The organism is Streptomyces sp. NPDC059255, assembly GCF_042752355.1.
Taxonomy (GTDB): Bacteria; Actinomycetota; Actinomycetes; order Streptomycetales; family Streptomycetaceae; genus Streptomyces.
In genome coordinates this window covers 120729-139776 of sequence record NZ_JBHYZP010000026.1, presented here as the reverse complement: position 1 = coordinate 139776, position 19048 = coordinate 120729, and the positions used below count along the sequence as shown (strand labels likewise).

The 19048-nt window shown below is 72.7% G+C and carries 17 protein-coding genes and 1 pseudogene; 7 read left to right on the top strand and 11 right to left on the bottom strand.

Features of this window, described 5'->3' with window-relative positions:
- Positions 1–11: 11 nt before the first annotated feature.
- The 7 genes from ACFXKG_RS27085 to ACFXKG_RS27055 form a co-directional block, all read right to left on the bottom strand.
- A complete protein-coding gene (locus tag ACFXKG_RS27085) occupies positions 12–1382 on the bottom strand; it encodes an NAD(P)/FAD-dependent oxidoreductase (protein ID WP_384844240.1) in 1371 nt (456 codons plus the stop codon).
- Positions 1379–2875, bottom strand: coding sequence for an NAD(P)/FAD-dependent oxidoreductase (locus ACFXKG_RS27080; protein ID WP_384844237.1), 1497 nt, complete (start codon positions 2873–2875; stop codon positions 1379–1381). Before ACFXKG_RS27080 ends, ACFXKG_RS27085 begins: the two co-directional genes overlap by 4 nt.
- Positions 2872–4317: an FGGY family carbohydrate kinase gene (locus ACFXKG_RS27075; RefSeq protein ID WP_384844234.1), complete on the bottom strand. Its 1446-nt coding sequence runs from the start codon at positions 4315–4317 to the stop codon at positions 2872–2874. The genes ACFXKG_RS27080 and ACFXKG_RS27075 overlap by 4 nt, the downstream gene beginning before the upstream one ends.
- A complete protein-coding gene (locus ACFXKG_RS27070; protein WP_384844231.1) occupies positions 4314–5954 on the bottom strand; it encodes an amino acid permease in 1641 nt (546 codons plus the stop codon). The genes ACFXKG_RS27075 and ACFXKG_RS27070 overlap by 4 nt, the downstream gene beginning before the upstream one ends.
- 136 nt (positions 5955–6090) lie before the next feature.
- On the bottom strand, positions 6091–6855 hold the full coding sequence (locus ACFXKG_RS27065; RefSeq protein ID WP_384844228.1) for a DeoR/GlpR family DNA-binding transcription regulator: 765 nt from the start codon (positions 6853–6855) through the stop codon (positions 6091–6093).
- A 240-nt stretch (positions 6856–7095) separates the two neighbouring features.
- Positions 7096–7446, bottom strand: a complete 351-nt coding sequence (locus ACFXKG_RS27060) for a thioredoxin family protein (protein ID WP_384844225.1) — start codon at positions 7444–7446, stop codon at positions 7096–7098.
- Positions 7443–7904: a MerR family transcriptional regulator gene (locus ACFXKG_RS27055; RefSeq protein ID WP_384844222.1), complete on the bottom strand. Its 462-nt coding sequence runs from the start codon at positions 7902–7904 to the stop codon at positions 7443–7445. Before ACFXKG_RS27055 ends, ACFXKG_RS27060 begins: the two co-directional genes overlap by 4 nt.
- 220 nt (positions 7905–8124) lie before the next feature.
- On the opposite strand from ACFXKG_RS27055, the gene ACFXKG_RS27050 reads away from it, so the two are divergent.
- A complete protein-coding gene (locus tag ACFXKG_RS27050; RefSeq protein WP_384844220.1) occupies positions 8125–9600 on the top strand; it encodes a glycoside hydrolase family 16 protein in 1476 nt (491 codons plus the stop codon).
- 181 nt (positions 9601–9781) lie between these two features.
- Here the strand turns inward: ACFXKG_RS27050 and ACFXKG_RS27045 are convergent, their stop codons facing one another.
- Entirely contained in the window at positions 9782–11446 is a 1665-nt protein-coding gene (locus tag ACFXKG_RS27045; RefSeq protein ID WP_384844217.1) for a serine/threonine-protein kinase, read from the bottom strand.
- A 243-nt stretch (positions 11447–11689) separates the two neighbouring features.
- Between ACFXKG_RS27045 and ACFXKG_RS27040 the strand changes: the two genes are divergently transcribed.
- The 4 genes and pseudogenes from ACFXKG_RS27040 to ACFXKG_RS27025 form a co-directional block, all read left to right on the top strand.
- Positions 11690–12085, top strand: a complete 396-nt coding sequence (locus ACFXKG_RS27040) for a VOC family protein (RefSeq protein ID WP_384844214.1) — start codon at positions 11690–11692, stop codon at positions 12083–12085.
- Positions 12086–12221: 136 nt separating this feature from the next.
- Positions 12222–12695 (top strand): hypothetical protein, encoded by a 474-nt coding sequence (locus ACFXKG_RS27035; RefSeq protein WP_384844211.1) that lies wholly within the window; start codon positions 12222–12224, stop codon positions 12693–12695.
- 54 nt (positions 12696–12749) lie between these two features.
- A complete protein-coding gene (locus ACFXKG_RS27030; protein ID WP_384844208.1) occupies positions 12750–12944 on the top strand; it encodes a hypothetical protein in 195 nt (64 codons plus the stop codon).
- 15 nt (positions 12945–12959) lie between these two features.
- Positions 12960–13148: pseudogene (locus ACFXKG_RS27025) on the top strand (TetR/AcrR family transcriptional regulator); the annotation flags it as partial.
- A 41-nt stretch (positions 13149–13189) separates the two neighbouring features.
- On the opposite strand, the gene ACFXKG_RS27020 reads toward ACFXKG_RS27025, so the two are convergent.
- Entirely contained in the window at positions 13190–14236 is a 1047-nt protein-coding gene (locus tag ACFXKG_RS27020; RefSeq protein ID WP_384844282.1) for a zinc-binding dehydrogenase, read from the bottom strand.
- A 329-nt stretch (positions 14237–14565) separates the two neighbouring features.
- On the opposite strand from ACFXKG_RS27020, the gene ACFXKG_RS27015 reads away from it, so the two are divergent.
- A complete protein-coding gene (locus ACFXKG_RS27015) occupies positions 14566–15762 on the top strand; it encodes a Cmx/CmrA family chloramphenicol efflux MFS transporter (protein WP_384844205.1) in 1197 nt (398 codons plus the stop codon).
- Between the two features lie 104 nt (positions 15763–15866).
- Here the strand turns inward: ACFXKG_RS27015 and ACFXKG_RS27010 are convergent, their stop codons facing one another.
- Both ACFXKG_RS27010 and ACFXKG_RS27005 read right to left on the bottom strand, forming a co-directional pair.
- On the bottom strand, positions 15867–16505 hold the full coding sequence (locus tag ACFXKG_RS27010; protein ID WP_384844202.1) for an SAM-dependent methyltransferase: 639 nt from the start codon (positions 16503–16505) through the stop codon (positions 15867–15869).
- Positions 16502–17593: an NAD(P)/FAD-dependent oxidoreductase gene (locus ACFXKG_RS27005; protein WP_384844199.1), complete on the bottom strand. Its 1092-nt coding sequence runs from the start codon at positions 17591–17593 to the stop codon at positions 16502–16504. Before ACFXKG_RS27005 ends, ACFXKG_RS27010 begins: the two co-directional genes overlap by 4 nt.
- 218 nt (positions 17594–17811) lie before the next feature.
- Here ACFXKG_RS27005 and ACFXKG_RS27000 point away from each other — a divergent pair, with 218 nt between their 5' ends.
- On the top strand, positions 17812–19017 hold the full coding sequence (locus ACFXKG_RS27000) for a cytochrome P450 (RefSeq protein ID WP_384844279.1): 1206 nt from the start codon (positions 17812–17814) through the stop codon (positions 19015–19017).
- The last annotated feature ends 31 nt before the right edge of the window (positions 19018–19048 follow it).

Genomic DNA, 19048 nt, shown 5'->3' with positions numbered 1-19048 from the left:
TCCCCTCCCCCTCAGAGTCCGATCCGTACGGGACCGTTCCGGGGGTCGATGCCGCGCAGCAGGCTCCACGGCACCCGGAACACCCGTCCCGGTGACGCGGGCCAGGGCACCAGCCGCTGGTTGAGGACACGGGAGCCCTGCCGGACCGTCACCCGGGGCGCCCGCACCAGCCGGTCCGTCCAGAGCAGCAGACGGCCGCGCGGCGGCGCCGGGTCGCCGACCCGCAGCAGTCCGGGCGCCACCCAGCGGAACGGTTCGTCGGCGACGATCGGCACGGTGACCGCGGCCGGCACGAGCCCGTCCAGCCAGAGCCGTACCTGCCGGGCGACATGGCGCCCGTCGAGCGCGGCGATGTCGGCGGTGTCGACCGCGTGCAGCAGGTTCCCGGCGGCGAACACCCCCGGGCGGCTGGTCCGCAGCGCGGTGTCCACCAGCGGCCCCTTCGTCCCCGGGTCGAGGTCGAGCCCGGCGGAGCGGGCGAGTTCGTGGTCGGGGATCCAGTCACCGGTGAGGACCAGGGTGTCGCAGGCGACGGTACGGCGCCGGCCGGTGGCGATCTCCTCGATCTCGACCGCCCGCAGCCTGCCGTGCCCGATGATCCGGGTGACCCGGGTGCCGGTCGCCACCGGCACCCCCAGCAGCGCACGTCCCGGCAGGTGGAACGCCGCGTACGAGTCGGGCGTCGGGTACGTGGTGGTCATCAGCTCCGTACGGCAGCCCGCCTCGCGCAGCGTGAGCACGGCGGACCAGCTCACCGGCTCCGCGCCGACGACGACGGCCCGCCGGCCGACCTCGCGGTGGTGCAGGTGGACGAGGTTCTGGAGCTGCCCCGTGGTGTACACACCGGCGGGCCGGTCCCCGGGGATGAGCCGCGCGGAGCGGGGCCGTTCCCGGGCGCCGGTGGCGAGGACGACCGCGCGCGCGTCGACCCGTACCCGCCCCTGAGGCGTGGTCACGTCGAGCGAGCGGTCCCCCGCCCAGCCCGTGACGGTGGCCTCGGTACGGATCTCCGCGCCGGCCAGTTGGGCACGGCCGACGAGCGTACGGGCGTACGCGGGGCCGGTGAGGCACCGCTTGAGGTCACGGATGCCGTAACCGGTGTGGTCGCTGTGGCGGGGGACTCCACCGGCGGACGGTTCGCGGTCCAGGACGAGTACGCCGCCGTGGAGGTGCGGGGCGAGACCGGCGGCGGCGGTGAGCCCGGCCGGGCCCGCGCCGACGATGACGACGTCGGGGGTGAGCACCTCGGGCGCCACCGGCGAGGCCGCGAGCGCGTCGGACGTGTGGGGCGTGTGGCGTGCGTGGGGCGTACCGGACGCATCGGATGTACCGGAGGAGCCGGGCGTACCGGAGGAGCCGGCGCCGGGAAGGGACGTGGTCATGCGGATGTCTCCTGGTCCTGCGTCGGCAGCGGGGTGCCGCGCTCGGCGAGCAGGGCTTCCGTGCGCGCCCCGCAGTAGAAGCCCTGACAGCGCCCGTTCATCACGCGGGTGCGGCGCCGCAGCCCGTCGAGTCCGGCGGGCGGCAGCGGGGAGAGGAAGGCGTCCCTGATCTCGCCCTCGGTCACCCGCTCGCAGAAGCACACGACGCGTCCGTACGCGCTGTCCTTGGCGATGAGCGCGACGTCCTGGTACGGCCGGGTGAACGCCTCGCCCAGGTTGGGCATCGCGGGCGGCCCCGGCAGGTCGGCGCGCGGCTCCAGGGCGAGACCGGCCTCGGCGAGGACCTCCCGTACGTACTCCGCGATGGCGAGCGACGCCGTGAGGCCGGTGGAGCGGATGCCGCCGACCAGCAGATAGCGCTGCCCCGGGTCGGGCTCGATCAGGTAGTCGCCGTGGTCGGCGGCGGCGCGCAGCCCCGCGTACGAGGCGGTCACCTCCTCCTCCAGGAGCGTGGGCATCAGCCGGCCGCCCTTGTCGAGGAGGAACGCGAAGCCGGACTCGGAGGTGCCGGTGTCGGTACGGTCGGTCAGGTCCTCGGCGGTCGGGCCGAGCATGACGTTGCCGTAGATGGTGGGGCTGATCAGCACGCCCTTGCCGACCTTGCTGGGCACCGGCAGCACGATGCGGTCGGCGAGCGGGCGGGCCTGCTTGTCGTAGACGAGGAGTTCGCCGCGGCGCGGGGTGACGGTGAACCGGCGGTGGCCGAAGAGCCCGTCCAGGACATCGGCGCCGAGCCCCGCCGCGTTGACCACCCAGCGGGCGGTGACGGGGCCGCGGGAGGTGAGCAGCGTGGTCGTCGGGCCCGTACCGCCGTGCGCGTCGTCGTCGGCGGCGTTCGCCTCGTACGGATCCCGCCGCACGGACGGGTCCCGCCGTACGGACTCCACCCGGTGGCCGAGGAGCACCCGGGCGCCGCGTGCCTGGGCGTCGGTGGCGAGCGCGAGGGTGGTCGTCCACGTGCAGATGATCGACTCGTCGGGGACGGTGAGGCCGCCCAGCGCGCCGGGGCCGAGCGCCGGGACCTGGCGGTAGACCTCCTCGGCGGTGACGGGTTCGCAGTGCTCGTAACCGTTGGCGACGGCCTTCTCGCGCAGCCCCGGGAGGGCGTCCAGTTCCTCCCGCGTCCAGGCGACGAGGAGCGCGCCGGTGCGTTCGACGGGGATGCCGGTGGCTCCGGCGTACGCGGAGAGCAGGGTGTAGCCGCGCCGGACCAGACGGGATTCGAGGGTGCCGGGCTTGGCGTCGAACCCCGTGTGCAGGATGGCGGTGTTGGCCTTGCTGGTGCCGTCGCCGACGTCGTCGCGGGCGTCGAGCAGCGCGACGGAGAGGGCGTGGCCCGCCAGTTCGCGGGCGATGGCGGAGCCCACGACCCCGGCGCCGATGACGGCGACGTCGTAGAGGGTTTCGGCCGGTGTTCTGCTGTCGTCGGTCATACGGTTCCTCCTGCGGGCCGCGGCGGCGCTGTCGCGTCCACCGCCGCCAGCCAGCGGGCGCGGAAGTCCTGCGCCCGGTCCTCGGACCAGCGGGGTTCGTAGGTGGTGCCGGGCGTCCACTCCGGTACCGCCTGTTCGAGGGTGAGTCCGGGCTCGATCGCCAGCCGCGCCATCGCCGCCGCGCCGAGCGCCGTGGCGTGCGGCGACGAGTAGACGTCGACCGGCATCCGGGCGAGGTCCGCCTGCGCCTGCATCAGTGTGGCGCACCGGGTGAGTCCGCCGTCCGCGCGCAGCCGGGTCAGCGGGGCGCCCAGGTCGGCGGCGACCAGCCCGGTCACCTCCGCGACCTGGGCGGCGATGCCCTGGAGCACGGCGGTGACGAGGTGTTCCCGCCGGGTCGAGAGTGTCATACCGGTGAGCGACGCCGTGGCATCGGGGCGCCACCAGGGCGCGGCGAGCCCGGCGAGGGCCGGTATGCACAGGACGCCCGCCGCGTCGCTCGCCGCCACCTGGTCGAGATCGGCCGCGTCGGCGACGAAGCCCAGGTCCTGGAGCCAGCGCACCGCGGAAGCCGCGGTGTAGACCTGCCCGTCCACGCAGTACGGGGTCCCGCCGCGCGCCCGCCACGCCACGGACGAGGTGAGTCCCGAGGCGGACCGGAGCGCGGTGTCGCCGGTGTGGGCGAGGAGGAAGGCGCCGGTGCCGTACGTGCACTTGGCGGTGCCCGGGGTGAGGCAGCCCTCCGCGAAGAGCGCGGCCTGCTGGTCGACGATCAGCCCGGCCAGCGGCAGCCGCTGCCCGCCGAACGCGTCCGTCGTACCGACGGTCTCGTCGCACGCGACGATACGGGGCAGTTCCTCCCCGTCGAGCCCGAACAGCGCGGTCAGCTCGGGGTCCCAGTCGACGGCGTCGATGCCGAGCAGCAGCGAGCGGCTCGCGGTCGACGCGTCGGTGACGAAGGCCCCGGTGAGCTGGTGCACCAGCCAGGTGTCGGTGGTGGTGACCACCCCGTCGCGGGTGACGTTCTCGCGCAGCCAGGTCATCTTGGGCGCGGAGAAGTACGGGTCGAGGACCAGCCCCGTACGCCGCGCCACCCACTCCTTGGCGTCGGCGCGCTCCGCGCAGAGCGCCTCCGACCTGCGGTCCTGCCAGACGACGGCCTGCGAGAGGGGCCGGCCGGTGCGCCGGTCCCAGGCGAGGACCGTCTCGCCCTGGTTGGCGAGGGCGACGGCCCGCAGGGGGCGGCCCCCGGCCTGGTCGACGGCGCGCCGGCCGGCTTCCAGGACGGAGGCCAGCAACTGCTCGGGGTCCTGCTCCACGCCGCCACCGGGCAGGTGGACGGGGGTGACGGGCACCTCGGCGACGGCGACGACACCGTCCGCCGGGTCGACGACGAGGGCCTTGGTCCCCGACGTTCCCTGATCGATGGCGAGCACGGTCACAGCGCGTCGGCCTCCGGACGGGGCTCGGTTCCGGCGGCGGGCGCGGCCTTGGTGTCCGGACCGGCGGCCGGCGCGGCCTTGGTGTCCGCGGGCAGTTCGTCGCCGATCAGGCCCTCGCCGTCGAGGCTGGGCTGCTGCACCAGCTTCTCGCGGCGGGTGAACCAGACGGACGCGAAGAGCAGGCCGCCGACGACCAGGGTGGCCAGCGCGTACTGCTGGGCGCCGCGGAAGTCGGACGGGATCATGAAGATGCACAGTTCCAGCACGAGCCAGATCGCCGCGCCCGCCACGACGGGCTTCTCCCACTTGCCGAGCTGGAAGTCGTCGGGGCCGGGCGTGTACGTGCGGCGGGTGAGGATGAAGAGCGTGACCGTCCCCGCGTACAGGATGGCGGGCATCAGCGTGCCCGCGCCGAGGAGTTGCGGCAGCGCGTCGGCGTTGCCGGAGAAGACCGCGACGATGGCGACGGACGCGAGGGCGACCGTCAGCGTGGCCCACGTCGGGCCGCCGGTGGGGCGCGGCACCTGGCTGAGCGTCTCGGAGAACGGCAGCCGTCCGTCACGGGCCATGGAGTGCACGAGGCGGCTGTTGCTCACCATGATGACCAGGCCGCAGGCGAAGATGGCGATGCAGACGACGACCAGCATGGCGGTGGCCACGGCGCTGCCGACGGTCGACTCGATGATGGAGGCGACGGGTGCCGAGTCGGCGGTGAGCGCGGCGACGTTGTCGCCGACGCCCGCGGTGATCACGATGAGGAAGAGCATGCCGATGCCGCCGCTGAGCAGGATGGCGCGGACCATGGCCTGCGGGACGACCTTCTTCGGGTTGTGCGTCTCCTCGGCGAGGTTGGCCGCGGACTCCCAGCCGACGAGGGTGAAGGCGCCGAGCAGCGCGGAGAGCATGAACGGGCCGAGGAAGCCGTAGTAGCCGTCGGCCGGGATCGTGCCGTACGAGCCGAGGTTGCTCCAGTCGCCCTTGCCGAAGAAGAGGACGGCGCCCGCGATCAGCACGGTCAGGCCGACCATGGCGATCACCTCGGCGCCCACCGCCATGTTGTTGACCTTGGTGGTGATGGGCGTGGACCAGATGATCAGCGACATCTGGAGGAGCAGCACGATCACGGTGCCGACGGCGCCGCCGGTCGCGGTGTACGTGATGTCGAGCAGCGGGAAGAGCGCGACCTGGGTGAGCCCGTAGTCGACGGCGACGACGACGATCGCGAGGAACGCGAACGACACCCAGCCGAACCACCAGCCCAGCACGGGCGAGGCGAGCCGGCTGGCCCACTGGTAGCTGTAGCCGGAGATCGGGATACGGCTGGCGAGCATGCCGTACACGAGGGCCACGAGGACCGTGCCGAGGGTGACCAGCGGCCAGGTCCAGATGCCGGCGGGACCGGCCGAGCCCAACACGGTGCCGTACGTCGTGAAGAGGCCGGTGGTGATGGAGATGAAGGAGAAGGCGACGGCGAACGACTCGAAGCGGCTGAGCGTACGGGCGAACTGCGGCTTGTAGCCGGTGGCGTGGCCCGTATCCGGTCCCGGGGCGGTCTCTTTTCCGTCATTTCTTGTGGATGTGCCAGGGGCGGACGGGGAAACCGCCGCGTTTTCCGCCGGTGTGGAAGACTGGGGCACGATCGACTCCTTTGCGTTGATAGGTAGGGATTTCGGTCATGGCCGGATGACGTAGCCGCGTCATCCGGCCACCTTTTCGTTTCCGCTGTCGCGCGTCTCCGCTGTCCCGCGTCGCGAGGCGTTGCGCGTCCCGCGACTACGCGACGACGACCACACCACCCGAGCGTTCCATCCCCGACTCCAGCGTCGAGGAGGGGCGGGCGTCCGTGATCAGGCCGTCGACGTCCTCAAGACCGCAGACACGGTGCGGCGCGACGCGGCCGAACTTGCTGGAGTCCGCGAGGATGTACGAGCGGACGGTGTTGGCGAGCATCAGCCGCCGCGTGGCCACCTCGTCGAGGTGGAAGTCGGTCAGACCGGCCGACGCGTCCACCCCGCCGGAGCCGAGGAACGCCACATCGGCGCGGAGGTCCGCGAAGAACGCCAGCGCCTGCGCGTTCGAGCAGGCGAGATCGCCCGACCGCAGACGGCCGCCGCTGACCAGGACCTCGACATGCGGGCGGCCGGCCAGTTCGGCGGCGACCAGCAGCGAGCAGGTGGCGACGGTGCCACGGTGATCGACGGGGAGGGCGCGGGCGACCTCCACCGCGGTCGTACCGATGTCGATCACCACGGTCTGGCCCGGACGCACCAGCGCCGCCGCGGCGGCGCCGATGGCGGCCTTGGCCTGCCGCTCCATCCCGGACCGTTCGTCGAACGGCGCTTCCTCGCCGAACCCGCCCGCGGTATTGGTCGCCCCGCCGTGCACCCGCACCAGCAGGCCCCGGCGTTCGAGGGTGACCAGGTCCCGCCGGACGGTCTCCTGGGAGACGTCCAGCATGCGGGAGAAGTCCTCCGTGGAGACGATCCGCTGTGCGCGCAACGCCTCACAGATACGGCGATGCCGCTCAGCGGGCAGCACGGCGGATGACCGTTTCTGTGGATTGCTGACCGTTCATGAGGAGGAGTGTGGAGGCTCATATCGGGGCACGTCAAGGGCCGTTCCGCCCAACTGGAGCCTCGTAACCATCACTTAATCAGGCGGCCGCCCAACACGCCCGAACCCACCGGGGGAACGTATCCGGTGGACCGCATAAGACGCACAAGGGGCCGACGGCACAATACCGTCGGCCCCGCCCGAAGTCCCGCCCCGTGCCGGGCTTCAGAGCAGCGCGTCCGCGATCTCCTCCAGCAGCCGGCGCTTCGGGCGGGCGCCGACCATCGACCGTACGGGCTCGCCCGCGCGGAACAGGATGAGCGTCGGCATGGCGAGCACGCCGTACCGGGCCGTGATCACCGGGTTGATGTCCACATCGATCTGTACGACCCTGAGCCGGTCCCGCTCCTCCTCGGCCACGGCGCTCAGCACGGGCGCGAGCTGCCGGCACGGCGGGCACCAGTCGGCCGTGAACTCCACCAGAACGGGCCGGGCGGCGCCCAGCACCTCCGTGTCGAAGTCCGCGTCGGTCACTTCGTCGACCCCTGCGGCCCTGGCACCTGAAGCCTTGATCATTTCCCTGCCCCTTCGTGAGGTGTCCGTCCGTGGTTCAGCGCGTGCGTCAGCTCGCACCCCGGCTCCGGCCCGCCCGGCAGCTCCGCCTCGGCGGCGAGCCCGGCCCGCGCCGCCTCGGCGCGGTCGAGCTGCTCCCCGACCCTGGCCCGTACGGACACGAGCTGGTCGATCAGTCCGTCCAGCTCGGTGAGCTTGCGCCGGTACACGGCGAGCGAGGCGGGGCAGGAGTCCCCGGCCGGATGCCCGGCGCGCAGGCACTCGACGAACGGCCGGGTCTCCTCCAGGTCGAACCCGACGTCCTGGAGCGTCCTGATCTGCCGCAGGAGGCGTAGGTCGGCCTCGTCGTACGCGCGGTAACCGTTCACCGCGCGCCGGGCGGGCAGCAGCCCGCGCGACTCGTAGTACCGCAGGGCCCGGGTGGTCGTCCCGGCCCGCTTCGCCAGCTCACCGATGCGCATGTCGTCGACGGTAATCCTTGACGCCGGCGTCAAGGCAAAGCCCGGAAGGGGCGCCGGAAGGGGCGAAGGGCCCCGAACAATTGACGATCCGCCGGTGTCCCGTTACAAGACGTACTGAGGGCGGACTGAGAGCGCTCTCATTCTGCTCTCGGCCTGCCCTCGATCCCTCGATTCCCTCTCGCGATCTTTCCCCGGCACCATCCGCACCGGAGGTGTTTCCTTGAGAACGAGCCGTACGACCACGACCCCAGGCAGACGCGGGCACCGCACCCCCGTCCTCGCCGCACTCGTCGCCCTCACCCTCGCCCTCGCGGGCTTCGTCGGCGTCACCGGCGCCGGCACCGCGCAGGGCGCCATCCCGCCCGCTCCCGGCTGGAACCTCCAGTGGAGCGACGACTTCGACGGCGCGGCCGGCGCCCCGCCCGCCGCCGCCAACTGGCAGATCGACACCGGCCACAGCTACCCCGGCGGCCCCGCCAACTGGGGCACCGGCGAAGTCCAGAACTACACCGCGAACGCCGGCAACCTCGGCCTCGACGGCAACGGCAACCTCCGCATCACCCCCCTCCGGGACGGCGCGGGCAACTGGACCTCGGCCCGGATCGAGACGCAGCGCGCCGACTTCAAGGCTCCGGCGGGCGGCACGCTCCGCATGGAGGGCCGCATCCAGATGCCGAACGTCACGGGCAACGCCGCGCTCGGCTACTGGCCCGCGTTCTGGGCGCTCGGTTCCCCGTACCGGGGCAACTACTGGAACTGGCCGGGCACCGGCGAGTTCGACATCATGGAGAACGTCAACGGCCTCAACTCGGTCTGGGGCGTGCTGCACTGCGGGGTGAACCCCGGCGGTCCCTGCAACGAGACGACCGGCCTCGGCGCCAACCGGGCCTGCCCCGGGTCGAGCTGCCAGTCCGCGTTCCACACCTACCGCTTCGAGTGGGACCGCTCGGTCACCCCGAACCAGCTGCGCTGGTACGTGGACGACCAGCTCTTCCACTCCGTGGGCCAGAACCAGATGGACGCCGCGACCTGGTCCAGCATGACCGACCACGCGGGGTACTTCATCCTCCTCAACGTGGCCATCGGCGGCGCCTTCCCCAACGCGCTCGGCGGCCAGACACCGACCGCCGCGACCGTCCCCGGCCACCCGATGCTCGTCGACTACGTGGCCGTCTGGACGCGGGGCGGCGGCTCGACCACGCCGCCGCCCACGGACCCGCCGTCCGGCTCCGCCACGCTGTACGCGCGTACGGGCGGCGGCCTGGGCGACTCCACCGGCTCGGCCGCGACGGCCACGATCGCCTCGGCGGGCGGCGCCAACCACGACGGCACGGTGACCGATCCGCAGGTCTTCACCTCCGGCGCCATCACCCGGGCGTACAACGGCGGCGCCACCCAGTTCGACCTCTTCGTGGACGCGGGCACGTCGGTCGCCAACGGCCAGCAGGTCCGGGTGAGTTACGACCGTACGGGCGACGGCACCTGGGACCGCACCGAGACGTACCAGTACTTCGCCACCGATCCCGTCGCGGGGTACGAGCACTACACCCAGGCGAGAGGACTCAAGTCGGCCACCGGAAGCCACGGCGACCTCGTCAACGGCAAGGTCCGCGTCGAGGTCTGGAACGCCATCGGCAACGGAACGAGCACCCTCGGCATCGGCAACCAGTCAGTGGTACGGATCCCGTTCGGCTGAGCCCGGGGCCGCGTACGCCGAGGCGGTGAGCTGCCCCCTGTACAGCTCACTCCCCCGGCGTCCGCCGCCCCTCCGCCCGGCGGGCCGCCGGGGCATGACATCGAGGATGCCCGGCCGCAGCCCTGCTGTGTTCGCATTCCGTGCACGGTTCTTTGACACTGCGTCTACCGGCGTCCTCATCTCAGGACGCCGCCGGGTACACCCGCGTGACCTTGCCCTTGCTGTCCGCCTCCAGCCGCCCGCCGCCGTACGCGTTCGACAGGTAGAGCGTCAGACCGGTGGAGGAGCCGAGGAGCGCGTTCGGCGGCTTGGCCAGGAGATAGCGCGAGGTCGGCTGCTCCACGTTCAGGTCCTTCTCCGCCCTCTTCAGCAGCGCGGGGATCGCGTCCCAGTCGAACGCGTCCATGCTGAACGGCAGTTGACCGCCTATGAGCGTCCCACCGGCCGGGCCCTTGGTCACGCCCTCGCCCGCGCGGTACGTGTACATGTCGTACCGCTTGTCGCTGCCCTTGACCATGCCCTGCACGGTGATGAAGTCCGGGTACACGGAGAAGCTGCCCACCTGATCGGTGCCCATCTCCGCCTTGAACGCCTTGACCGCCGCACGGACACCGGCCGGGGTCAGCAGGTCCTTCGCCTTCTCCGGTTTCTCCCCCCGCGCGGAACCCGCCGAAGCGGACGCGTCCGCCGACCGCGAGGCCCCGGGCTCCCCGGACGAGCCGGGTGCGTTCCACAACCTGGAGACGTCGTCGATGCCGGGCAGCTGCGTCCAGAGCAGCACGCCCGCCAGCGCCGTACCGAGGAGCGAGGCGCCGACCGCGACCCGCCGCCCCGCCCGCGACCGCACACCGCCGGGAGCGGTCCCCGGCGGAACGGCGTCCTGGGGCGTGGTCCGGGGCGGGCTCAGGTGGTACGACGTGGTGGCGGACGCCCCGGAACCGGCTCCCCCCGGCACCGCCGACGCCTCGGCCGGGGCGGGGGCCGGTGCCGGAGCCGGTGGCGCCGTCCCGCCCGCCACGGCGGCGAGCATGCCGTCCACGGTCTCCGCGTCCGGCCGCTCGGCCGGATCCCGTACGAGCACGGCGTTGAGCACGCCGGTCAGCGGCCCGGCCTTGGCGGGCGGGGGCAGGGGCTCGCTGAGCACGGCGGCGAGCGTGGCCAGCGTCGAGCCCCTCCGCAGCGGATGCCGGCCCTCCACGGCCACGTACAGCATCATCGCCAGCGACCACAGGTCGGAGCCGGGACCGCCGTCGTCCCCGCTGATCCGCTCGGGGGCCATGTAGTCGGGTGTGCCGATGATGGACCCGGTCGGGGTCAGCGCGGTCGCCTCACGGATGGCGGCGATACCGAAGTCGGTGAGGACGGGGCGCCCGTCCGGCCGCAGCAGTACGTTCGGGGGCTTCACGTCCCGGTGCTGGATGCCCGCACCGTGCGCCGCCCGCAGCGCGGCCAGCACCTCCCGCCCCAGCCCGGCCGCCTCGACGGGGTCCATCGGCCCCCGGGCCAGCCGATCGTGCAGCGTCCCGCCGGTCACCAGCTCCATCACGAGCCACGGGTAGGGGTGTTCGGCGCCGTCCACGACATGGTGGATGGTCACGACGTTGGGATGGTCGACCCGCGCCAGGGCACGCGCCTCCCGCAACACCCGGGCCCGCAGCAGCCGCGCGGCCTCCGGGTCGTACTCGGCGAGATCCGGATCGAGCGGCCGCACCTCCTTCAGCGCGACGGCCCGGTCCAGCACCAGATCCCGCGCCCGCCACACCGTCCCCATCCCGCCCCCACCGAGCCGCGCCTCCAACTCGAACCGCCCGTCGATGACCCGTCTGCCGCTCACCCCGTCGCTCATGGCGGGGAGCATACGAGACACGGGTGTCCGGCCGGGTGGGGGTTGCAGGGTTGGACGAACGCGGGGCCGTGGGGGTCCTTGGAGTCGCGTACGGCCATGGCGCCACCGGGGAGGCGGGCGCCTTCGACGGGCGGTTTCCTGTTCCTGCAGACCAAGCCCGTGTGATGTCCCTGGTCAAAAAGATCTCGGATCTGTCGGGCAGGCGACCTACGCTGGGCCCCGTCCGCACTATCGGGGAGAAGCATGACAAGCAGGTTCACCGAGTTGACCGTTGACTGCCATGACCCGGAGAGGCTCGCGGCCTTCTGGTGCGAGGTCCTGGACTTCACGGTGATCGACCGGAGCGAGGGCAAGGTCGAGATCAGCTCCTGGGTGCCGACCGTCGAGGATGTCCGGGCCCGCCAGATGCCGCCCACCCTGGTGTTCATCCGCGTGCCCGAGGGCAAGACCGTCAAGAACCGGCTTCATCTCGACATCAGCCCGATCGACGGCAGCACCGAGGACGAGGTGACCAGATTGCTCGGTCTCGGCGCTCTCAAGGTGGACGTGGGTCAAGGCCCGGAACGGAGCTGGGTGGTCATGGCCGACCCCGAGGGCAACGAGTTCGACGTCCTGCGCACCTTGGCAGCGCAGAAGTAGGGCCTGTCGTCCGGATCATGTCGGGCTCGTCGCCGACGAGCTACGGCCCTCGGGGCGGGCCGTGGTGTTTTCGGCATGCTCGCGACACCGTCCGCGACGGAACGTTCGGCGGCCGGTGAGCGTCTCATCGGGTGTGATGGATCTTCCTGTGAACACACCCCCCGTCGACACCCAGGACGAGCACGAGGACGAGCGAGTGCGGTCCGGCCCGCTGTGGCGCCATGCGCTGTGGGCGACGCTCGTCACCGCCGCCGGAGTGACGCTGGGGTGGTTGGGCGCCCTGTTCCGCATTGGCCCGGAGGAGTACGGCCTGCCGCCCGCCGCGCCAGGAGCGCTCTGGCCCTATCTGCTCGCCTGGGCCGTCATCGGCCTGGGGCTGGGCGCCATCCTGCGGTTCGTGGCGGCCAAGGTGCCGGTCTACTCCCCGTCGGAGGTCCTCCTCGGCACCGTCATGATCGGCACCCGGCTGTCCCTGGGCTGGCGGCCGGAGCCCCTCGAAGTCGCGGGCCTGGCCGCGGCCGCGCTGCTCCTGGTGGCCTTCTGGTGCGCCGTCGCACTGCGCGGGGCGGCCGTCGTGCGACGGTCCCAGGACGCTTCCGGGGACGCCTAGGCCGGTTCGCTCGGATCACTTCCGCCGGCCGAGGTTGTCGTTGATGATGTCCATGTGACTCACCGCATCAGCGCCCTGATCTCGGCCTTTGGCGTCCTTGCCAGCGTGATGCTGCTCGTTCTCGCCGTTCGTGAGTACCGCTCCGGGGCCTCGTTTCTCTGGCTCGTGGCTGGATCCGTGATCTTCCTCGGCGCTACGTACACGCTCATGCGGGACGCGCGGCGGCTCCGCACCGGGCCGACCGCCTGACGGGCGTTCGGCGAGGCGCAGCGCGGCGGCTTCGTCACCGCCTCGATCGACCCGCAGGATGTGCTCGGGCTGGTCATCTCCATGGTGCTGACCTGGTCGTCCGTCGGCCTGTCCGGCGCCGCCACGGAGGACGCGACACCCGCCGAGCACGCACGCCGCCGGGAGGCGCCGGCCTCGGTGGTGTCGCGGGCCATTCTCGTGTGACGGCGCGGAAGGAAGACAGCGCGGCGGTACGCGTAAGCCGGTCAGCCGGTCTCGCCGTGCGGGGTGATGACCGTCATGCCCGTGGTCGAGGCGTCGCTCAGCGCCGCGAGGGCGGCCGGGGCCGCGTCCAGCGGGATGGTGGTGGACACCAGCAGGTCGGGGCGGAGCGTGCCCGCGGCGATCTGGCGCATCATCTCGGGGTAGGCGTGGGCGGCCATGCCGTGGCTGCCGAGGAGTTCGAGTTCGCGGGCGACGACGCGGGCCATCGGTACGGGCGTACGGTCCGCCGCGAGCAGGCCGACCTGGACGTGCCGGCCCCGGGTCCGCAGGCTCTCGACGGACGCCGCGCAGGTCACCGGTGAGCCGAGCGTGTCGAGGGAGAGGTGTGCGCCGCCGCCCGTGGCCGCCCGTACCGCCGCCGCGGCGTCGGGCTCCGTACCGGCGTCCACGCACACGGCCGCGCCGAGGCTCCTGGCCAGTTCCAGCGCGCCCGGGGCGACATCGACCGCGACGACGCGGGCGCCCGCCGCCACCGCGATCATGACGGCGGAGAGGCCGACGCCACCGCAGCCGTGGACCGCGACCCACTCGCCGGGGCGGGCGCGGCCCTGCGGGACGACGGCGCGGTAGGCGGTGGCGAAGCGGCAGCCCAGGGCGGCGGCCGTGGTGAACGGCATGGTGTCGGGAACGGCGACGAGGTTGGTGTCCGCGCGGGGCACGGCGACGTACTCCGCGAACGACCCCCGATAGGTGAACCCCGGCTGCTCCTGGCGTTCGCAGACCTGCTGGTCACCGGCGGCGCACGCGGCGCACGTACCGCAGGCGCAGACGAAGGGGACGGTGACCCGGTCCCCCACCCGCCAGTTCGTGACGCCCCGGCCCACGGCCGCCACCCGCCCGGCCAGCTCATGGCCGGGTACGTGGGGCAGGGCGATCCCGTCGTCGTGGCCCATCCAGCCGTGCCAGTCGCTGCGGCACAGGCCGGTCGCCTCGACCCGTACGACCACCCCGGCGGGGGCGGGCTCCGGGTCGGGTACGTCCCGTACCTCCGGCAGCCGCCCGAACTCCTCGAACACCACGGCCCGCACGCGCACCACTCACCTTTCCTGTCTCGTCTCACGTCGGGCGCCCAGTGGACGGCACTCGCCCGCGCTGTCTAAGGTGCCCGTATGTCCAGCCCCGAGGCGTCAAGACTCTAGCCACCGGCCGTCCGGTGGCGAGTTCGCGGGTGACCGGCCGTGGTGCCGGCACTTCTCCATGTACCCACGCGTACAGGCGCTTTCGCGACTCCCGCACCTTCACACTTCACCGGATCCGCCGGGCCCATGCGCATCTGCCGTTCGTCGGCCGGTGCGCCATGACGCGCGTCATTTCCGCGCATTCCATGCATTCCATGATGTGGTGACGGAGTCCTGCTGTGCCTTTTGCTCTTCATCTGCTCGGACTGGCGGTCTTCGCCCAGGGCACGTCCGAGTTCATGCTCGCCGGCCTCGGGCCGGACATCGCGCGCGACCTACAGGTGTCCATTCCGGCCGCCGGGGCCCTGACCTCGGCGTTCGCCGTGGGCATGGTGGTCGGCGCGCCGTTGATGGCGCTGGCGGGCCGGCGCTGGTCGCAGCGTCGCGCGCTGCTGCTCTTCCTGGTGACGTTCCTCGTGGTCCATGTCGTCGGGGCGGTCACCACGAGCTACCCGGTGCTGCTCGGCACGCGCTTCGTCGGGGCGCTGGCCAATGCCGGGTTTCTGGCGGTGGCGTTGGTGACGGCGGTCGGGATGGTCGACCGTACGGCGAAGGGCCGGGCCACCTCCACGCTGCTCGGGGGTGTGACCATGGCGTGTGTCGTGGGCGTGCCCGCGGGCGCGGTGCTGGGGCAGGTCTGGGGGTGGCGTTCGGCGTTCTGGGCGGTGGCCCTGGTGTCGGTGCCCGCCGTCTTCGCGATCCTGCGGGCCGTACCGGCCGGTGCGGGTACGGGCGTTGGTGCGGGTACGGGCGTTGGTGCCGGTACGGGGGTCGGTGCGGCGGATGAGCTGCGGTCGCTGCGCGCACCGCGGCTGCTGGTGACCCTCGTGCTGGGCGCCCTGGTGAACGGGGCGACCTTCTGCACGTTCACCTATCTGTCGCCCCTGGTCACCACCGTGACCGGGCTCGGCGCGGGGTGGGTGCCCGTGGTGCTGGCACTGTTCGGGGTGGGCTCGTTCGCCGGGGTCACCGCCGGGGGCCGGATCGCCGACGTACGCCCCGTCCCGCTGCTGGTGTACGGGGGCCTCGCGCTGGCGCTCGGCTGGATGCTCCTCGCGGTGACGGCGGGGAGCCCGGTGGCGGCGACGGTGCTCGTCCTCGTCCAGGGTGCCCTGTCGTTCGCGGTCGGCTCCACCCTGATCTCGCAGGTGATGTACGCCGCGACGGGTGCGCCCACCCTGGCGGGCGGGTTCGCGACCGCGGCCCTCAACGTGGGTGCCGCCGCGGGTCCTTGGTGCGGCGGGCTCGCCATCGCGGCGGGGCACGGGTTCCGCGCGCCGGTGTGGGTGAGCGCGGCGCTGGTGGTCCTGGCGCTCGCCACCGCGGGAGTGGCGGCGACCGCGGCAACGGTCATGGCGCGCCGGGAGTATGTCTGACGTCCCCCGCGTGCCGGGTGGCGGGTGCCGTGCCGTACCGCCGAGCGTGGTGGTACGGCACGGCGCTCCCGCCCCACCCCGCCCCGCCCCGCCTCGCCGGACCGTCAGACGGGCAGGCGGCGGACCTTGAGGGCGTTGTCCGTGCGGGTGATCTGCCGGCCGTCACGGTCGGTCTGGTGGCGTTCGTGTTCCTCGCTCAGCAGCACCTCCCAGTCGCCCTCCGGGAGTTCGAGGGAGGCCAGGACCTCCTCGGTGGTGGGGAGTCGCAGGTCCGTCGGCTCGTGATGGCCCGCGTGGCCGACGATCAGGAGGGTGCCGCCCGGGACCACGGCCGCCGCGGCGGTCCGCAGGATCCGTTCGCGCGGGAAGCTCTCGGTGGGCGCGTGCAGGAAGTGGGCCGAGACGAGGTCGAAGCCGCCCGTCGGGAACGTCGCCGTGAGGTCGTGCCACTGGCAGTCGACCCGGTCGGCCACCCCCGCCTCCCGCGCGTGCCGGGCCGCGCGGCCCAGGGCGACGCGGGAGATGTCGGTGGCCGTGACCCGCCAGCCGCGTTCGGCGAGCCAGACCGCGTCGGCCCCCTCGCCGCAGCCCAGGTCGAGAGCGCGGCCGGGCGTCAGGCCGGTGGTTTCGCGGACCAGGACGGTGTTGGGCTCACCGCTCCAGATCCGCTCGCTCATCTCGTAACGTTCGTCCCAGAACTCCTCGTGCGACGCGCCCGGGGCGATGGTCCGGTGATCGCTCATGCGACAACTCCCTTGGTTACCTGGCGGGCGGCCACCGCGCGGGCCGTCTCTTCTTCGATCAGGTCGGCGTTGATCATCGACGCGGCGCGTACGCCCGCCGCCGCGGCCCCGATGACGACCTCCGCCAGGTTGGTGACGTTGCCCGCCACCCACACCCCGGGAACCGCGGTCGCGCCGGACGGGTCGGCCGGTACGGCGCTGCCGACGACGTGTCCGGCCATCTCCTGGTCGACGGCTTCCAGGCCGAGCCCCGCGAGGAAGTCCGCGCGGGCGGTGAAGCGCGGCCCGGCGACGAGGGCGTGGCGGGGGATCACCCGGCCGCCGGCCAGGGTCACGCCGGTGAGCCGGTCGGCGGTCACCTCCACGCCCGTCACCTCGCCCTCCACCACGGCGATGCCCCGGGCCGCGAGCTTCTCGTACTCCTCGTCGGAGGGCTCGGGCCCCGTGTGGGTGAACAGGGTCACGTCGTCGCTCCACTGACGCCACATCAGCGCCTGGTGCACGGCGAGCGGGCCGGTCGCCAGGATGCCGATCGGCTCGTCGCGGACCTCCCAGCCGTGGCAGTACGGACAGTGCAGGACCTCGCGCCCCCAGCGCTCGGCGAGCCCCGGTACCGGCGGCAGTTCGTCCACCAGGCCGGTGGTCACCAGCAGCCGGTCCGCCTCGACCGCGGTGCCGTCGGTGAGGACGACGCGGAAGCCTCCGACGGAGGACGGGGTGGCCTGCGACGTGGCGGCCGACGGAGCCGGAGCCGGCAGGCGTTCCGCCGTGGCCACCTCGCCGGTCAGGATCTCGGCGCCGTACCCCGTCGCCTCCTCGCGGCCCAGTGCCAGCAGCCGCGCCGGGTCCGTCCCCTCCCGGCCCAGGTAGTTGTGGATGTGGGCCGCCGGTGCGTTGCGCGGGTGCCCCGAGTCGATCACCAGCACCGAGCGGCGGGCCCGGGCCAGGGTCAGCGCGCCGCTGAGGCCCGCGGCGCCGCCGCCGATGATCACGACCTCGTACCGTCGCGCCCGCCCGGGCCGTTCGGGCCTGCCCGTCCGTCCTTGCGGCTCGGTCACTTCCGGCTCGGTCACTTGTGGCTCAGTCATGTGCAGTACCTCCGTTCACCGGAGATGGTCCGACCGTACCGGAGCATTCGGCAAACACTCTTGCCGATAGCGCAAAAACCGACGAAACCGCCGTGGCCATTTCCCCCATAGCAGGCATATACGCGAAACGGGGAGGTACGTATCCCTCGTTGATCTTCCGCCCCGCATCCTCCGTCCCGCGGAGCATGCCACCGACCGACCCCGCGCTGGAGTACGTGATGACCGAGACCGGTACGACCCCCACCTGCCCGTTCGACTTCAGCGAGGGCCTGGAGTTCGATCCGTCGCTCGCGGAGCTGATGAGCCGGGGATCCGTCACCCGGATCCGGCTGCCGTACGGCGACGACGACGCCTGGCTCGTCACCGACTTCGACGGGGTACGGCGGGTGACGACCGACCAGCGGTTCAGCCGCGCGGGCATCATGGAGCACGACTACCCGCGGATGACCCCGGAGCCGATCGTCTCCGCCGAGTCGATCAACGTGCTGGACCCGCCGCGTTCCACCCGGTTGCGCCGACTGGCCTCGCAGGCGTTCACCAAGGGGCATGTGGACCGGATGCGGCCCGCCGTCGAGGGCGTCGTGGCCGGACTGCTCGACGCCATGGCCGAGCAGGGTCCGCCCGCCGATCTGGTGAGCCATCTGTCGGACCGGCTTCCGCAGGAGACCATCTGCGCCCTGCTCGGCATCGCGCCGCCCGACCGGCCGGCCATGCAGCGTTACGCCCATCAGCTGCTGTCGACGGCCCCGGAGGCGCGGCAGGCCGCCGCCACCGCCAAGAAGGAGCTGCGCGCGTACTTCGGCGGCCTGGTCGCCGAGCGGCGGCGCGCCCCGGGGGACGACCTGATCAGCACACTGGCCGCAGCGAAGGAGGGCGAGGACGTCTTCGACGACCAGGATCTGGCGGTCATGTCACTCACCCTGATGCTGAGCGGACACGACACGGCGACCTGCCAGATCAGCGACATCGCGTTCCTGCTGCTCACCCGCCCCGAGCTGATGGAGCGGGCGCGCGGCGGCGCGGAGAGCCTGTCCCGGCTGCTGGACGAGCTGCTGCGCTACATCCCGTTCCGCAAGGGCGTCGGCATTCCGCGCGTCGCGCTGGAGGACGTGGAACTGGGCGGGGTGACGATCCGGGCGGGCGACTTCGTCCATGTCTCGTACCTGACGGCGAACCGCGATCCGGAGCGGTTCGCGGAGCCGGACGTCATCGACCCGGACCGCCCGGCGACCCCGCACATGACGTTCGGCTGGGGCGGCCACCGGTGTATCGCCGCTCCCCTGGCCACGGCCGAGCTGGAGGCGGCGTTCGGCGGGCTGCTGGCGCGCTTCCCGGAGCTGCGGCTGGCCGTGCCGGCCGAGGACCTGACCTGGGACACGGACACCATCCGGCGCTTCCCGCACGCGCTGCCGGTGGCCTGGTAGCGGACGCCGGGGTAGCCCGGCCCCGGGGCAG

Coding starts and splice junctions, on each gene's coding strand:
- ACFXKG_RS27055 (WP_384844222.1), bottom strand. CDS start 7,904: ATGCGCATCGGTGAGCTGGCGAAGCGGGCCGGGACGACCACCCGGGCC.
- ACFXKG_RS27005 (WP_384844199.1), bottom strand. CDS start 17,593: ATGACTGAGCCACAAGTGACCGAGCCGGAAGTGACCGAGCCGCAAGGA.
- ACFXKG_RS27040 (WP_384844214.1), top strand. CDS start 11,690: ATGACAAGCAGGTTCACCGAGTTGACCGTTGACTGCCATGACCCGGAG.
- ACFXKG_RS27080 (WP_384844237.1), bottom strand. CDS start 2,875: ATGACCGACGACAGCAGAACACCGGCCGAAACCCTCTACGACGTCGCC.
- ACFXKG_RS27045 (WP_384844217.1), bottom strand. CDS start 11,446: ATGAGCGACGGGGTGAGCGGCAGACGGGTCATCGACGGGCGGTTCGAG.
- ACFXKG_RS27035 (WP_384844211.1), top strand. CDS start 12,222: ATGGATCTTCCTGTGAACACACCCCCCGTCGACACCCAGGACGAGCAC.
- ACFXKG_RS27000 (WP_384844279.1), top strand. CDS start 17,812: ATGACCGAGACCGGTACGACCCCCACCTGCCCGTTCGACTTCAGCGAG.
- ACFXKG_RS27085 (WP_384844240.1), bottom strand. CDS start 1,382: ATGACCACGTCCCTTCCCGGCGCCGGCTCCTCCGGTACGCCCGGCTCC.
- ACFXKG_RS27010 (WP_384844202.1), bottom strand. CDS start 16,505: ATGAGCGATCACCGGACCATCGCCCCGGGCGCGTCGCACGAGGAGTTC.
- ACFXKG_RS27060 (WP_384844225.1), bottom strand. CDS start 7,446: ATGATCAAGGCTTCAGGTGCCAGGGCCGCAGGGGTCGACGAAGTGACC.